This window comes from Catenulispora yoronensis, assembly GCF_039531695.1.
GTDB classification, from domain to species: domain Bacteria; phylum Actinomycetota; class Actinomycetes; order Streptomycetales; family Catenulisporaceae; genus Catenulispora; species Catenulispora yoronensis.
Genome location: NZ_BAAAQN010000032.1, coordinates 47,086 through 60,891, shown reverse-complemented (window position 1 = coordinate 60,891; position 13,806 = coordinate 47,086). Strand labels below are relative to the sequence as shown.

Genomic DNA, 13,806 nt, shown 5'->3' with positions numbered 1-13,806 from the left:
AACCGATGAACCAGCCCGTCGCCGAGCCGCTGGGCTCCACCGCCCGCACCCGGCTGCGCCGCCTCCCGGAGAAGGCCGCCACCGACCGCGCCGCGCTGCACGCGGTGCTGGACGCCGGCCTGGTCGCGCACGTCGCGGTCACCGACAGCTCCGGTCCGAACGGCGCGGCCCAGCCCTACATCCTGCCGGTGGCCTACGCCCGCGACGGCGAGCGGGTGCTGTTCCACGGCTCCACCGGCTCGCGGCTGTTCCGCGGCCTGGCCGAGGGCGCGCCGACGTGCCTGACCGTGACCCTGCTCGACGGGCTCGTCGTGGCCCGCTCGGCGTTCGAGTCCTCCATGCAGTACCGCGGCGCGATGGTGCTGGGGTCGTGCCGGATGGTGCCCGAGGGCGAGAAGGAGCGGGCCCTGGAGCTGATCACCGAGCACCTGATGCCGGGGCGGTGGAAGGAGCTGCGGGCGCCCAAGCGCAAGGAGCTCGCCGCGACGGTGGTGCTGGCGCTGCCGCTGACCGAGGCGTCGGTGAAGATCTCCGACGGCGGCCCCACCGACGATCCGGACGACCTGGACTCCCCGGTGTGGGCGGGCGTGGTGCCGCTGCACGAGGTGTACTGCGACCCGGTGCCGGCGGCGGATCTCGCGCCGGGGATCGACGTGCCGGCCTCGGTTCGGACCTGGCGCCGATGAGCCAGGTGAACGGGAAGCTGTCGCTGTGGCTGGACCAGGCGGCGGGTGCCGCGGCGGGGAGCGGGGCCGGAGACGGAGCCAGTTCCGGATCCGGGTCCGCGTCCGAGCCCGGGTCCGGGTCCGCGTCCGCATCCGGGGCGCGGGCGCCGCTGGACCGCGACCTCGACGCCGACGTCGCGATCGTCGGGGCCGGATACACCGGCCTGTGGACCGCGTACTACCTGGCGAAGGCCGATCCGTCGCTGCGGATCGTGGTGCTGGAGAAGGAGTTCGCGGGCTTCGGCGCGTCGGGACGCAACGGCGGATGGTGCTCGGCGCTGTTCCCGTCGTCGCTGGCGAAGGTGGCGTCGGTGGCGAAGGCCGCCGGGGCCAAGAACGGCCGGGAACGAGCGATCGCCTTGCAGCGCGCGATGAACGACACCGTCGACGAGGTCGGCCGGGTCGTGGCCGCGGAGGGCATCGACTGCCACTGGGCCAAGGGCGGCACCGTGGTGCTGGCCCGGACGCAGGTGCAGTACGAGCGGGCGAAGGCGGCGGTCGCCGAGGAGCGGTCGTACGGCTTCGGCGAAGAGGACATCAGGCTGCTGAATCGCGTCGAGGCGACCCGGATGGTCGGCGCGACCAACGTCCTCGGCGCCACCTACACGCCGCACTGCGCGGCGATCCAGCCCGCCCTGCTCGCCCGCGGCCTCGCGGAGGTCGTGGAGGGGCTCGGCGTCACGATCTACGAGGGCACGGCTGTCACGGCGATCGCCGACGGTGTCGTGAGCACCGCGCAAGGTGCGCACGTCACCGCCGACAAGGTGGTGCGCGCGACCGAGGGCTACACGTCCTCGATCGAGGGCTTCGACCGCGACCTGGCACCGGTGTATTCGCTGATGGTGGCCACCGAGCCGCTGTCCGACGAGGTCTGGGAACAGATCGGTTTGGCGCAGCGGCAGACGTTCTCGGACTTCCGGCACCTGATCATCTACGGCCAGCGCACGGCAGACGGCCGTCTGGCCTTCGGCGGCCGGGGCGCGCCGTATCACTTCGGATCGCGGATCGAGCCGCGCTTCGATCGGGACTCGCGTGTGCACACCGAAATCCGGCGCACATTGATAGAGCTGTTCCCGGTGCTGAAGAACATCCGGTTCACGCACGCGTGGGGTGGCGCGCTCGGCGTGCCGCGCGACTGGTTCGCCTCGGTCGGCTACGACCCGGAGCGGCGGCTGGCCTGGGCCGGCGGCTACGTCGGCGACGGCGTCGGCGCCACGAACCTGGCCGGGCGCACGCTGGCCGACCTGCTCGTCGGGCACGACACCGAGCTCACGCGGCTGCCGTGGGTGAACCACCGGTCCCGCCGCTGGGAGCCGGAGCCGCTGCGCTGGATCGGCGCCAACCTCGGGCTGCGGACGATGGACGCGGCCGACGCCGAGGAGGCGCGGACCGGGCGGCCGTCGGTGCGGGCGAAGGTGTTCGGGCGGTTCCTCGGGCACTGAATCAGGCTTCGGATCCGGCCCGGCCGAGGCCGCCGGCCCGGGCCGGCGCTACTTCTTGCAGCTGATCTTGATGGTGTCGGTACCCTGCGCCGCGACGAGGTCGATCGTGGACGACGAGATCGAGCCCTTCAGATGGACCGCGAACCGGCTGGACTGGTCGGACGACAGCTGGGTGTCGACCGATCCGGTGCCGGTCGGCACTCCGTTGATCGTGGCCGTGACCCCCGGCTCGTCGTCCTCGGTCAGCATCACCTTGCCGCCGTCCTGCTTCCAGGTGCCGCCCGGACCCTGGCCGTCCTTGCCGGTGACCTTCCACGTGCTGTCGCCGACGGTGAGGGTACCGGCGCCGGGCTGGTCGCCCTCGTCCGCCGAGTGCGCGACGGTCGTGCAGTTCCACGTGCCCTTCAAGGCGCCGCCCAGGCTGCCGCCGCCGGACAGGCCGAGGCCCAGCCCCACGCCGCCGCCGATCACGATGACGCCGGCCGCGACCGCCACCAGGATCCCGTTGGTGGTCTTGAGGAACGGCGGCTTGCCGGCGGCGCCGTAGCCGGGGCTCTGGACGCCTTGAGCGCTTTGGCTGCTCGCGGCGGCCTGGCGCAGCTGCTGCTCGAAGGCCGGGTTCACGGCGACCGCCTGCGCGATGGCCTGCACCAGCGCGGCGCGTGCCGTGTCGTCGCCGCCGTTCATGAACGCGTCGAGCGCCGTGGTGTCGGGCAGCCCGGACGCCACCGCCTGGTAGAGCCCCTGCCCGCCGGGCAGCTGTCCGGCCCGGAGCTGTTCGAGCCCTGAGACCACCCAGTCCGCGAATTCCATGTGCCCCCCTCGGTCGTCATGAACCGTAGCCATGCACCGGGGGAATGTATATCAAAGCACGAAAGCTTTGCCAGCCTCGTCGAAGCTCGCGTCCAGGATCAGGACGGGGTTTTCCAGGCCCCCGCCCTCGGCCCAGTGCTTGAGCGCGCCGGCGAAGGCCAGCAGGCCCAGACCCGCCGTGAACTGCAGGCGCGGCGTCGGCCCGGGCAGGTCCAGGCGCCGGGCGAGGGCCTCGGCGACGTCGTCGCGGAGCAGGTCCTGGCGCTCGGCGAACCGGGCTCGCAGGGCCGGGATTTCCAGGGTGTGGCGAATCAGCGCCACGGCCTTCTCGCGGTTGTCGACGAAGTGCTCCGCGGCGACGGCCTTGACCGCCTCGCGGATCGCGACGGCCGGCGGCTCGGCGGCGGGACGGGCCTCGACCTCGGCCACGATCTCGTCGCCGAGCAGGCTGAGGAAGGAGATGACCACGTCCTCCTTCGAGGCGAAGTACCGGAAGAAGGTGCGGCGGCTGACGCCGGCGGCGGCCGCGAGCTGGTCGACGGTGGTCTCCTCGAAGCCCCGCACGGCGAGCAGCCGCAGCGCGGCGTCGCCGAGCTCGTCGCGGACCAGCTGGCGTTTGCGCTCAGCCAGTGTCAGGCCTTGGGGTTCCGTTCTGCGCCGCACACTGCCACGGTATCAGCGCCTGCGCGCCGCGATTGACACTCAGTGTCATGTACGGCATCGTGTGCAGGGAAGGGATGCCGACCACCGGAGGACGTCATGGGCAAGTGGACCGCTGAAGCCATACCGGATCTGACCGGGAGGACGTATGTCGTCACCGGCGCGAACAGCGGGCTGGGGCTGGAGAGCACCCGGATGCTGGCGGCGCGCGGCGCGCACGTCGTGATGACCTCGCGCGACCGGCTCAAGGGCGAGGCGGCGCTCGCGCGGATCGGCCAGGACGTGCCCGGAGCCTCGCTGGAACTGCGGATTCTGGATCTGGCCGACCTGGAGTCGGTGCGCGCCTTCGCCGAGGGACTGCGCAACGACGCGACGCGGCTGGACGTGCTGATCAACAACGCGGGCGTGATGATGACGCCGCAGCGCACGACCAAGCAGGGCTTCGAGATGCAGTTCGGCACCAACCACTTGGGGCACTTCGCGCTCACCGGGCTGCTGCTGGACCTGCTGGCGGCCGGCGACGACCCGCGGGTGGTCACCGTCTCCTCGACGTTCCACAAGCAGGGGAAGATCGATTTCGACGACCTGATGCACGCCAAGGGCTACTCCCCCACCGCCGCCTACGCGCAGTCGAAGGTCGCGAACCTGTTGTTCGGATTCGAACTCCAGCGGCGGCTGACCGCGGCCGGCTCGCCGGTGCGCTCGCTCATGGCGCACCCCGGATACTCGAACACGAACCTGCAGTTCGCCGGGCCGACCGGGTGGCGCAAAGCGCTGATGCATGTCGCGAACCCGCTGATGGCCCAGAAACCCGCGATCGGCGCGCTGGCCGAAGTGCGTGCGGCGGTCGCGCCGGACGCGGTCGGCGGCCAGTACTACGGCTCGCCGTCCCTCTTCGAGAGCCGGGGCTGCCCCGAACTCGTCCAGCCCAGCCGACTGGCCCAGGACCCGCAGGTCGCGGCCCGGTTGTGGGACGAGTCGGAAAAACTCACCGGGGTCTTCTACGGGATCTAGCGGCTCGGGGCCCGGGACCAGGACCGGGCCGCCGGCCGTTCGCACGTCCGGCGCAACGTTGGTTAGTCCGTTGCGCCCTTCAGGGCACACGGGTGCTCGTGAGCATCCCGTCCGACAACCCGATCCTGCTGGCCCGCGACTTCGGGCCCGACGAGGTCTGCCTCGCTGTCGGCGAAGGCGAGATCGTGGCCCTCAGCGCGGCCTGCGACGAAGCGTTCCTGCGCGCGCTGTCCGGCGCCGACCCGGCCTGGCCGGGCGGGCTGTGGCTCAAGGGCGAGCCGCTGCACACCCAGCGCCCCGCCGCCCGCCTGCGCTACGCCCACAGCCGCTGCGCCGTCGCCCCGCGCGTGGGCAAGCTGCTGCCGGAGCTGACGGTGGCGGAGAACGTCGCACTGCCGCTGCTGCTGACCGGGCTGGGCCGGCAGGAGGCCCGCCGCCGCGCGCTGCGCTGGCTGGAGCGCCTGGACGTGATCGCCTGCGCCGAACTGCGCGTCGCCGACCTGGACCTGGCCGAGATGCGCCGGGTGGCGCTGGCCCGCGCGCTGGTCCTGGAACCGGCGATCCTGCTGGCCGAGGACCCGACCGAGGGACTGAGCAGCTCCGAGCGGTTCCACCTGCTGCGGATCCTGCGCGCGGCGTGCGGGACGCACGGCCTGACGATCGTGGTGGCCTCGGACGACGCGGACGTTGTGGCGTGGGCGGACCGGCGGATCGCGGTGAAGGTCGGCGGCGCTGAAGCGGTTGCAGAAGCGGTTACCGAACCCAGCACGGAGCCGACCGCCGAGCCGGTGCGGGAACCCGCGCTCCAGCCGGCCCCCGAACCGATCTCACTGTTCGGCCACGCCGCCCGCGCCATGCCGCACCGCATCGGACGGCACGCGCGCAGCGAGCACCGCGGCACACCGGTCGGCTCGGGCTCGGAGCGTGGACGGTGAGCATGCTCCGCCGACAGACGCAGGCCTTCGCTTCCGAAGCTTCGAAGTCCGGGACCGGCGCGAACGAGGAGGCGCGATGAGCATGCCCTCCGTCACCCCGATCACCCGCTTCGACTACCGCGTCCGCATCGCCGCCACCCTGCTGCGGGCCGCGCCGCGCCGCGAGCACCTGGTCGTCGGCGGCATGGTGGTGACCTCGGCGGCCGCCGCGTGGCCGCTCGGGGGCGCACTGGTGATGGTTCCGGCGCTGCTGGCGCTCGCGGCGTTGATCCGGCACCACCTCGACGGTCTCGACGCCCGGCGGGAGGCACTGGCCGCCGCTGGCGCGCGCCGCGCCGACACGGCCGTCATTCAGGCGGCCGGGCCGTTGTGCGCCACCGGGCTCGGCGCGCTGGTCGGGATCGTCGGGTCCGCCGCGCTCGGCCGGACCGGCACGCAGGCTCTCGCACCGGTCGTCATGGGCATCGTCGCGGCGCTCGTGGTCCGCCGGTCGTGGTTCGGCGCCCCGGCGCTCGGCGCCGCCTGCCTGGCCGCGCTCGTCACCGCCGCCGTGCCGCTCGTCGCCGCGACGCCATCGAGCCCGCCATCGGGCCTGCCATCGGGCCGGCAGGGGGCCCGCCTCGCCCAGGCCCCGGCCGACGCCTGGAGCGGCCTGTGGTCGACCGTGCTGCCCACCGTCCTGGCCGCCGTGCTGGTGCTGGCCGCGGTCCAGGCCGCCATCGTCCACCGGGAGCGGCTCCGGCGGCTCGGCCGCCGAGTGGCCGCCGCGGCCGGGCGCCGCCTGAGCGCGAGGAGCAGCGCATGATCCGGGCTGTAGGGCTCACCAAGCGGTACGGCGACCGGGTCGCCGTCGACCACGCCGAGTTCACCGTGGAGGCCGGGACCGTCACCGGGTTCCTCGGGCCGAACGGCGCCGGCAAGTCCACCACGATGCGGATGATCCTGGGGCTGGACCATCCGACCGAGGGCGCGGTCACCGTGGACGGCAAGCCGTACCGGCAGCTGCCGGTGCCGCTGCGGGAGGTCGGCGCGCTGCTGGACGCCAAGGCCGTGCACGGCGGCCGCTCCGCCTACAACCACCTGGCCTGCCTGGCCAAGTCGAACGGCATCCCGCTCAAGCGGGTCGACGAGGTCATCGCGCTGGTCGGCCTGGAGCAGGTGGCGAAGAAGCGCTCGAAGAACTTCTCGCTGGGCATGGGGCAGCGGCTGGGCATCGCCGCGGCGCTGCTCGGCGACCCCGGGACGCTGCTGTTCGACGAGCCGGTCAACGGCCTGGACCCGGAGGGCATCCTGTGGGTCCGGAACCTGATGAAGTCGCTGGCCGCGCAGGGCCGCACAGTGTTCGTCTCCAGCCACCTGATGAGCGAGATGGCGCTGACCGCGGACCGGGTGATCGTCATCGGGCGCGGGCAGATCAAGGCCGACACCACGATGCGGGAGTTCATCGCCCAGAACGCGACCACGCACGTCCGCGTCCGGTCCCCGCACATCGGCAAGCTGCAGGAGCTGATGGTCGGCGGCGGCTGGCGGGTGGAGGCGCTGCCCGACGACGACGGCGCGCTGCGGGTCTTCGACGCCACCTCGGACGCGATCGGCGACCTGGCGGGCCGGAACGGGCTGTGGCTGCACGAGCTGGCGGTGGTCCAGCCGTCCCTGGAGGAGGCGTTCATGAGCATGACCGCGGACAGCGTGGAGTACCACGCCGGACTGGACGGGCTGACGGATCCGACCGGCGGACCGGGCTGGAACCGCGGAACCGGCACTGCCGGTACGACCGGCCCGAGCAGCCCGACCGGCGCGAGCAGCCCGAGCGGCTCGTCCGGTGCGAGCAGCCAAACCGGACCGACCGACCCCTCCGCCGGGGAGGCCCGCCGATGACCACCGCCACCGCCACCGCCCCGCTGGGCCGCGCCGGCTTCGGCAACGTGCTGTCCAGCGAGTGGATGAAGCTGCGCACCGTCCGCTCCACCTTCTGGACCCTGATCACCCTGTTCGCCGGCTCGGCCGCTGTCAGCTTCCTGATCTGCCTGGCCGCCGCCGACCAGTACGCCAAGGACAAGGCGGCCGGCAACCCGGACGCCGCGGGCGACATCGTCATGCTGGGCCTGGCCTTCGTCGGCCAGATCGCCGCCTACGTGCTGGGCGTCATGGCCATCAGCGCCGAATACACCACCGGCGGCATCCGCACCACGCTGACCGCGATGCCGCGCCGGGTGGAGATCCTGGTGGCCAAGGCGATCCTGCTGGCCGTCATCGTCTTCGTGGTGGGGCTGGCGACCGCGTTCGCCTGCTTCTATCTGGGCAACATCCCGCTCGAAGCCAAACACGTCGGCGTGAAGCTGTCCGATCCGGGCGTCACCCGCGCGATCTTCGGCAGCGCCCTGTATCTGGCCGGCTTGTCGGTGTTCGGCCTGGCCCTGGGCTTCCTGCTGCGCCACACCGCCGGCGCCATCACCATCGGCCTGGCCCTGATCTTCATCATCGGCGGCCTGGTGCAGCTGATCCCCGGCTCGATCGGCCGCTGGCTGTTCAAGGTGATGCCGGGCAACGCCGGCAGCGTGATCACCCAGTTCGGCGAGTCGACCCGCAACGCGGACAAGTCGTTCGCGCCGTGGACCGGCTTCGCGGTGTTCCTCCTGGAGGTCCTGGTGCTGCTGGTCATCGGAGCGATCATGTTCGAGCGACGCGACGCCTGACCGGCGCCGCCGAGGGCCGGGTCCCTGGCGCCGGGCACTGCTCCTCAGGCGCTGAGCACCTGGGCACCGACCCGAGGTGCGATGACGGCGGTGGCGACCGCGGCCACCGCCATCATCGCGAACACCAGCAGATACAAACCCTGATTCCCCCGGCCGGCGTGGTGCAACGCGTGGAAGACCATGCCGGACCCGCCGGTGAGGGCGATGGCTCCGAGGCTGTCGCAGATCTGCATCGCCGAGGAACTCGAACCCTGACTCTCCGGCGGCGAGTAGTGGAGCAGCAACAGGTTCAACGTCGGGAAGACCATCCCCATCCCGAAGCCGCCGACCAGGAACCCGGCCGTGACCACCGCCGCCGGCTCCGGCAGCAGCACCGCCGACGCGACCACCGCGATCGCCGTGACCACGACGAACGGCCCGACCCGCATCATCCCCGCGCGCGACCACGGCAGCCATTCGCGAGCCGTGGCCTGGGACATCACCGTCCAGCTGAACGTCACGCCGACCATCGTCAGGCCCGCGACGGTCGGCGACAGGCCCCGCTCGTCCTCCAGCATCGCGGTGACGTAGCTCTCGGCCCCGAAGTAGGCGCCGCCGATGAGGCCGTGCAGCACGATCACGGCCGGCAGCCCGCGGGCGATGCGGAGCGTGCCCTTCGGCAGCAGCTTCGGGACGCTGGGTATCAGAAGCATGACACCGGCCACGGCCACCACGAGCCCGAGCGGATCGAGGCGCTGGCCGGCGTACTGGACCAGCCCGGCGCCGGCCGCCGCGAGCACCGCGAACCAGACCAGGCGGCGCGCGCCGACCTCCCGATCCCGGGGCCCCGCAACGGATCCGGTGAGCCGGCGCACCGGTCCGGCCATCAGCGCGACGGGCAGCGGCACCAGCAGCGCCGCGCCGAGGAAGACCCACCGCCACGAGGCCCGCTCGGTCAGGATCCCGGCGACGACCGGTCCGACCACCGAGGGCAGCACCCACAGCGAGGCCATCATCGCGAAGGCCGCGGCCCGCAGCCGTTCGGGATAGGCGCGGCCGACGATGACGTAGAGCGCGACCAGCACCAGGCCGGAGCCGAAGCCCTGGATCGCGCGGCCGGCGACCAGTTGCGCCATGGTGCCGGCGGTCCCGGCGACGAGCAGCCCGATCCCGAAGACCGTGGTGCCGCCGAGGAAGGGCAGGGCCGGGCCGGCGGTGTCGGAGCGCACGCCGGAGACCACCATGCCGACCAGGCCGGCGGTGGTGAAAGCGCTGAAGCAGAACGGGAGCGCGGCGGTGCCGTGCACGGCGTCGACCGCGACCGGCAGCGCGGCGTACACCGCGAGCATCTCGAACGCGGTCAGCAGGACCGAGGAGACGATGCCGAGGGTGAGGGCCAGATACCGGGGCGAGAGCAGGGATTCCGGCGCCGGCACGGGAAGGCCGGCGTCGGCCTGGGACACGGCGGCGGACACGATCTCCAGGTTAGGACAAATCAGCCCTCTGTGACTTCGTCGCCGGCCGGGGCGACGATCTCGACCTCGAAACCGGCGGCGTCGACCAGGTAGGCGGCGTAGTGCGCGGTCCCTCCGGCGTGCGGATACGCCGAGGCGAACAGGCGGCGCCAGCCGTGCTGCGGGCCGACCCGGTGGACCCGGTCCACGGCCGCGCGGTCCGGGGCGTGCACGGCCAGGTGGTTCAGGCCCGGGCGCATGCGGTCGTAGGGCAGTCCGGGCCGCACCGCCGAGGACTGCTCGACCACCAGGTAGGAGTCGCCGATCCGCCAGCTGCGGCCCTCCGGCCAGTTCTGGTACGGCTCCCAGCCCAGCTCGCCGAACAGCCATTTCCAGGACGGCTCGACCAACGCCAGGTCCGCCACCCAGATCTCGACGTGATGGAATCCTGCCGGCGGCATGGGGCCTCCCCGTATAAAGCGGTGTACCGCCCCTACTTCACAGCCGCGGCGAGCTGACCGCAAGCCCCGTCGATGTCCCGGCCGCGGGTGTCGCGCACGGTGACCGGGACGCCCCAGTCCTCCAGGCGCCGCACGAACTCGGCCTCGTCCTGCGGACGGGAGGCGGTCCACTTCGAGCCCGGCGTCGGGTTCAGCGGGATCAGGTTCACGTGCACCAGCTTGTTGCGCAGCATCCGGCCCAGCCGGTCGGCGCGCCAGGCCTGGTCGTTGATGTCCTTGATCAGCGCGTACTCGATCGAGACCCGGCGCTTGGTGGTGGCGGCGTAGCGCCAGGCGGCGTCCAGCACCTCGGCGACCTTCCACCGGGTGTTGACCGGCACCAGGGTGTCGCGCAGCTCGTCGTCCGGGGCGTGCAGGGACACCGCGAGGGTGACCGGGATCCGCTCCTCGGTGAGCTTCTCGATGGCCGGGACCAGCCCGACGGTGGAGACGGTGATGTGCCGTGCGGACAGGCCCAGGCCGTCCGGCACCGGCTCGGTCAGCCGCCGCACGGCGCCGATCACGGCCTTGTAGTTGGCCAGCGGCTCGCCCATGCCCATGAACACCACGTTGGAGACCCGGCCCGGGCCGCCGGGCACGTCGCCGCGGGCCATCGTCCGGGCGCCGGCGACGACCTGCTCGACGATCTCGCCGGTGGACATGTTGCGGGTCAGCCCGGCCTGGCCGGTGGCGCAGAACGGGCAGTTCATGCCGCAGCCGGCCTGCGAGGAGACGCACATCGTGGTGCGGTCGCGGTAGCGCATCAGCACCGACTCGACCGTGGCGCCGTCGAACAGCCGCCACAGGGTCTTGCGCGTGGTGCCGGCGTCGGCGGTCTGCACCTTGATCGGCGTGAGCAGCCGCGGCGTCAGGATGCCGGCCAGTTCCTCGCGCTTGGCGGCCGGGACGTCGGTCCAGTCCGCCGGGTCGTCGGCCAGGTGGCCGAAGTAGTGCTGGGAGATCTGCGCGGCGCGGAAGCCCTGGTGGCCGAGCTCGGTCAGCGCGGCCTTGCGCTCGGCCGAGGTGAGGTCGGCGAGATGGCGCGGCGGCTTGCCGCGGCGCGGAGCGGTGAAGGTGAGCTCACCGGGGCGGGGCGGCTTCGGCGCGATCTCGACGTCGACCAACGGGGTTTCAGGGGCTTCGGCAGACATAGTGTTACTAGTCTCGCACGGTTGGCTGGTCACTCTTATCTTCGCGCTCCCCGAGCTCCTCGATAGTGCGCCGCAGCCACTCCAATTCGGTGCGACTGGTCACACGCGCGATTTCGAGCATGCCGCGGCGGAAGGGATCGTCGACGTCCTCCGCGCTCAGCGGCCGGTCGCCGTCGTAGAAGAAGCTCGCCGGGGTGGTCAGGAACTCCAGGCGGCGTTTGAGGACGGCGGCCTGGGCCGCCGGGTCGTCGAGCAGGCGCAGGAACGCCAGCACGCAGAACCACTGGTTCTCGTCGGTGATGGAGACGTCCTTCGGGTCCCGTAACAGGCGCAGCAGCTCGGCGCGGCCCGTATCGGTCAGCGTCAGCATGTGGCGCGGCGCGAAGACGATTCCCGGCTCCAGGTCCTTGGTCACGAACCCGGCCTTCTCCAGGCGCTTGATCGCCGGATACAGCGTGCCGTCGGCGATCGGGCGGATGTGGCCGGTCAGGGCGGCGAGCCGATTGCGCAGCTCGTAGCCGTGCAGCCGGGCGTCGGCGAGGAAACCGAGGATCGCGAACTCCAACACGGGTTGAGGATACCTCGGAGGCGAGGTATGTTTCTCGCGCCGCGATACCTCGGAGGCGAGGTATCCAGACGGGAGGGTACGCCATGACGCTGCACGCCGCCGAGGTCCGCCCGGGCTCCTCGATCCGCTGGGTCGAGCTGCCGGGATCCGCTCCGACCCGCGTCTACCTCCACGGACTCGGATCGAGCTCGGCCCACTACTACGCCGAGGTCGCCACCTGCGACGCGCTGCGCGGAAGGCGCTCGCTGCTGCTGGACCTGCTGGGCCACGGCGTCAGCGACCGCCCGGAGGACGCCGGATACACGCTGGAGGAACACGCCGACTGGGTGGCTTCCGCGCTGCGGACCGCCGAGGTCGCCGGCGCGCAGATCATCGCGCACAGCATGGGAGGGTCGATCGCGACGCTGCTGGCGCGGCGGCATCCGGAGCTGGTCGCGAGCCTGGTGCTGGTGGACTCCAACCTCGATCCGGCGCCGGAGGTGCCCACGCCCGGGTCCGCGCAGATCGCCCGGTACGGGGAGACGGTCTTCCTGCGAGGCGGCGGCTACGCGGAGACCTTGGAGCGCGTCGGGCCGACGTGGGCCTCGACGATGCGGCTGGCCGGGCCGGTGGCGCTGTATCGGAGCGCGGAGAACCTGGCGAAGTTCGAAGGGCGCGAGATCCTCAAGGAGCTCACAGCGCCCAGGACCTACCTGTATCCGGCCTCTGACGGGCCGCTTCTGGGGGCGGACGCGCTGATCGCGGCCGGGGTGCGGGTCCTCGCGGTGCCGGACTGCGGGCACAACATGATGCTGGACAATCCGGAGCGGTTCGTGGCGGAGGTGCTCGCCGCGGAGCTGGCCGGCTTCGCAGATCAGGCAGCTCCCCAAGCAGCCAGGCCTGGCTCGGCACCGCTCAGTACTACCAGCTTTTAAGCGCTGTTCCGTGGCGCTGCGCGCGCTACTTCCAGCCGAGGAACGCGCTGAGCAGCAGCCACGCCACCGGGGCCGTGGCCAGCATCGAGTCCAGCCGGTCCATGATGCCGCCGTGGCCGGGGAGCAGGTTCCCCATGTCCTTGATCCCGAGGTCGCGCTTGATCACGGACTCGATCAGGTCGCCCAGGGTCGCCGAGGCCACCGCCGCCGCGCCGAGCGCGACGCCCTGCCAGGCCTTGCCGTCCAGCATCGTGGTGATGCCGACCGCGGCCACCACCGCGGTCACGATCAGCGAGCCGACCAGGCCCTCCCAGGTCTTCCCGGGGGAGATCCTCGGCGCCAGCTTGTGCTTGCCGAAGAACACGCCGGTCGCGTAGCCGCCGGTGTCGTTGGCGATGGGCAGCGTCAGGAACAGGATCACGCGCTTGTAGCCGGCGTCCTGGGCCAGCATCAGCACCGCGAACGAGGCCAGCATCGGCAGGTAGACCAGGGTGAACAGGCCGGCGGTGGCGTCCCGCACGAAGCCCTCGGCGCCCTCGGCCATCCGCCAGACCAGGGTCGCCAGCGCGGTCATCGCCAGCACCGCGACCATCGCGGTCGGGCCGCCGAACCAGGAGGCCACGATCATGCCCAGGCCGCCGACCGCGACCGGGACCCAGGGCACCCGCACGTCCTTGTGGGCCATCGCCTGCGCCAGCTCGCGGACGCCCAGGCCGACGGCGATCGCCACCACGACGGCGAACGCGCCGCGCACGAACAGCGTGCCGAGCAGCAGCGCGCCCAGGGCGACGCCGACGCCGATGGCGGCCGGCAGGTTGCGTCCGGCCCGGCCCTTGGGCTTGGCGTTCGGGGCGCCGGACCCCCCGCCGGGGCCGCCGGACGCGCCGCCGCCGGGCCCGCCGCCGGGCGTGCGCGGCGACTCGCCGCGCCTGGTCTGCGTGGATGCCATGGCCCG

15 protein-coding genes are annotated in these 13,806 nt (G+C 72.3%); 8 read left to right on the top strand and 7 right to left on the bottom strand.

Annotated features, from left to right (window positions below):
- Positions 1 to 5: 5 nt before the first annotated feature.
- Entirely contained in the window at positions 6 to 686 is a 681-nt protein-coding gene (locus ABD481_RS24910; RefSeq protein ID WP_344668171.1) for a pyridoxamine 5'-phosphate oxidase family protein, read from the top strand.
- On the top strand, positions 683 to 2,167 hold the full coding sequence (locus ABD481_RS24905) for an NAD(P)/FAD-dependent oxidoreductase (protein WP_344668170.1): 1,485 nt from the start codon (positions 683 to 685) through the stop codon (positions 2,165 to 2,167). The genes ABD481_RS24910 and ABD481_RS24905 overlap by 4 nt, the downstream gene beginning before the upstream one ends.
- Positions 2,168 to 2,215: 48 nt before the next feature.
- Here ABD481_RS24905 and ABD481_RS24900 read toward each other — a convergent pair whose 3' ends face one another.
- On the bottom strand, positions 2,216 to 2,980 hold the full coding sequence (locus ABD481_RS24900; RefSeq protein WP_344668169.1) for a hypothetical protein: 765 nt from the start codon (positions 2,978 to 2,980) through the stop codon (positions 2,216 to 2,218).
- 51 nt (positions 2,981 to 3,031) lie between these two features.
- Positions 3,032 to 3,643 (bottom strand): TetR family transcriptional regulator, encoded by a 612-nt coding sequence (locus ABD481_RS24895; RefSeq protein WP_344668168.1) that lies wholly within the window; start codon positions 3,641 to 3,643, stop codon positions 3,032 to 3,034.
- Between the two features lie 96 nt (positions 3,644 to 3,739).
- Here ABD481_RS24895 and ABD481_RS24890 point away from each other — a divergent pair, with 96 nt between their 5' ends.
- From ABD481_RS24890 to ABD481_RS24870, 5 genes are all read left to right on the top strand, one after another.
- Positions 3,740 to 4,654 carry an oxidoreductase gene (locus ABD481_RS24890; RefSeq protein WP_344668167.1) on the top strand — a complete coding sequence of 305 codons (915 nt, stop codon included), beginning with the start codon at positions 3,740 to 3,742 and terminating at the stop codon, positions 4,652 to 4,654.
- 98 nt (positions 4,655 to 4,752) lie between these two features.
- A complete protein-coding gene (locus tag ABD481_RS24885) occupies positions 4,753 to 5,589 on the top strand; it encodes an ATP-binding cassette domain-containing protein (protein WP_344668166.1) in 837 nt (278 codons plus the stop codon).
- A 76-nt stretch (positions 5,590 to 5,665) separates the two neighbouring features.
- Positions 5,666 to 6,394: a hypothetical protein gene (locus ABD481_RS24880; protein WP_344668165.1), complete on the top strand. Its 729-nt coding sequence runs from the start codon at positions 5,666 to 5,668 to the stop codon at positions 6,392 to 6,394.
- Entirely contained in the window at positions 6,391 to 7,467 is a 1,077-nt protein-coding gene (locus tag ABD481_RS24875; RefSeq protein WP_344668164.1) for an ABC transporter ATP-binding protein, read from the top strand. Before ABD481_RS24880 ends, ABD481_RS24875 begins: the two co-directional genes overlap by 4 nt.
- On the top strand, positions 7,464 to 8,285 hold the full coding sequence (locus ABD481_RS24870; RefSeq protein WP_344668163.1) for an ABC transporter permease subunit: 822 nt from the start codon (positions 7,464 to 7,466) through the stop codon (positions 8,283 to 8,285). The genes ABD481_RS24875 and ABD481_RS24870 overlap by 4 nt, the downstream gene beginning before the upstream one ends.
- Positions 8,286 to 8,329: 44 nt before the next feature.
- Here ABD481_RS24870 and ABD481_RS24865 read toward each other — a convergent pair whose 3' ends face one another.
- From ABD481_RS24865 to ABD481_RS24850, 4 genes are read right to left on the bottom strand one after another with little or no spacing between them, the layout of a single operon-like run.
- Positions 8,330 to 9,739: an MFS transporter gene (locus ABD481_RS24865; protein ID WP_344668162.1), complete on the bottom strand. Its 1,410-nt coding sequence runs from the start codon at positions 9,737 to 9,739 to the stop codon at positions 8,330 to 8,332.
- A 20-nt stretch (positions 9,740 to 9,759) separates the two neighbouring features.
- Positions 9,760 to 10,179, bottom strand: coding sequence for a VOC family protein (locus tag ABD481_RS24860; protein ID WP_344668161.1), 420 nt, complete (start codon positions 10,177 to 10,179; stop codon positions 9,760 to 9,762).
- 32 nt (positions 10,180 to 10,211) lie between these two features.
- Positions 10,212 to 11,369 carry a dual-specificity RNA methyltransferase RlmN gene (gene rlmN, locus ABD481_RS24855; protein ID WP_344668160.1) on the bottom strand — a complete coding sequence of 386 codons (1,158 nt, stop codon included), beginning with the start codon at positions 11,367 to 11,369 and terminating at the stop codon, positions 10,212 to 10,214.
- 7 nt (positions 11,370 to 11,376) lie between these two features.
- On the bottom strand, positions 11,377 to 11,937 hold the full coding sequence (locus tag ABD481_RS24850; protein WP_344668159.1) for a PadR family transcriptional regulator: 561 nt from the start codon (positions 11,935 to 11,937) through the stop codon (positions 11,377 to 11,379).
- 83 nt (positions 11,938 to 12,020) lie between these two features.
- Here ABD481_RS24850 and ABD481_RS24845 point away from each other — a divergent pair, with 83 nt between their 5' ends.
- Positions 12,021 to 12,851 (top strand): alpha/beta fold hydrolase, encoded by an 831-nt coding sequence (locus ABD481_RS24845; protein WP_344668158.1) that lies wholly within the window; start codon positions 12,021 to 12,023, stop codon positions 12,849 to 12,851.
- Positions 12,852 to 12,876: 25 nt separating this feature from the next.
- Here ABD481_RS24845 and ABD481_RS24840 read toward each other — a convergent pair whose 3' ends face one another.
- Positions 12,877 to 13,800, bottom strand: coding sequence for a phosphatidate cytidylyltransferase (locus ABD481_RS24840; protein ID WP_344668157.1), 924 nt, complete (start codon positions 13,798 to 13,800; stop codon positions 12,877 to 12,879).
- Positions 13,801 to 13,806: the final 6 nt, after the last annotated feature.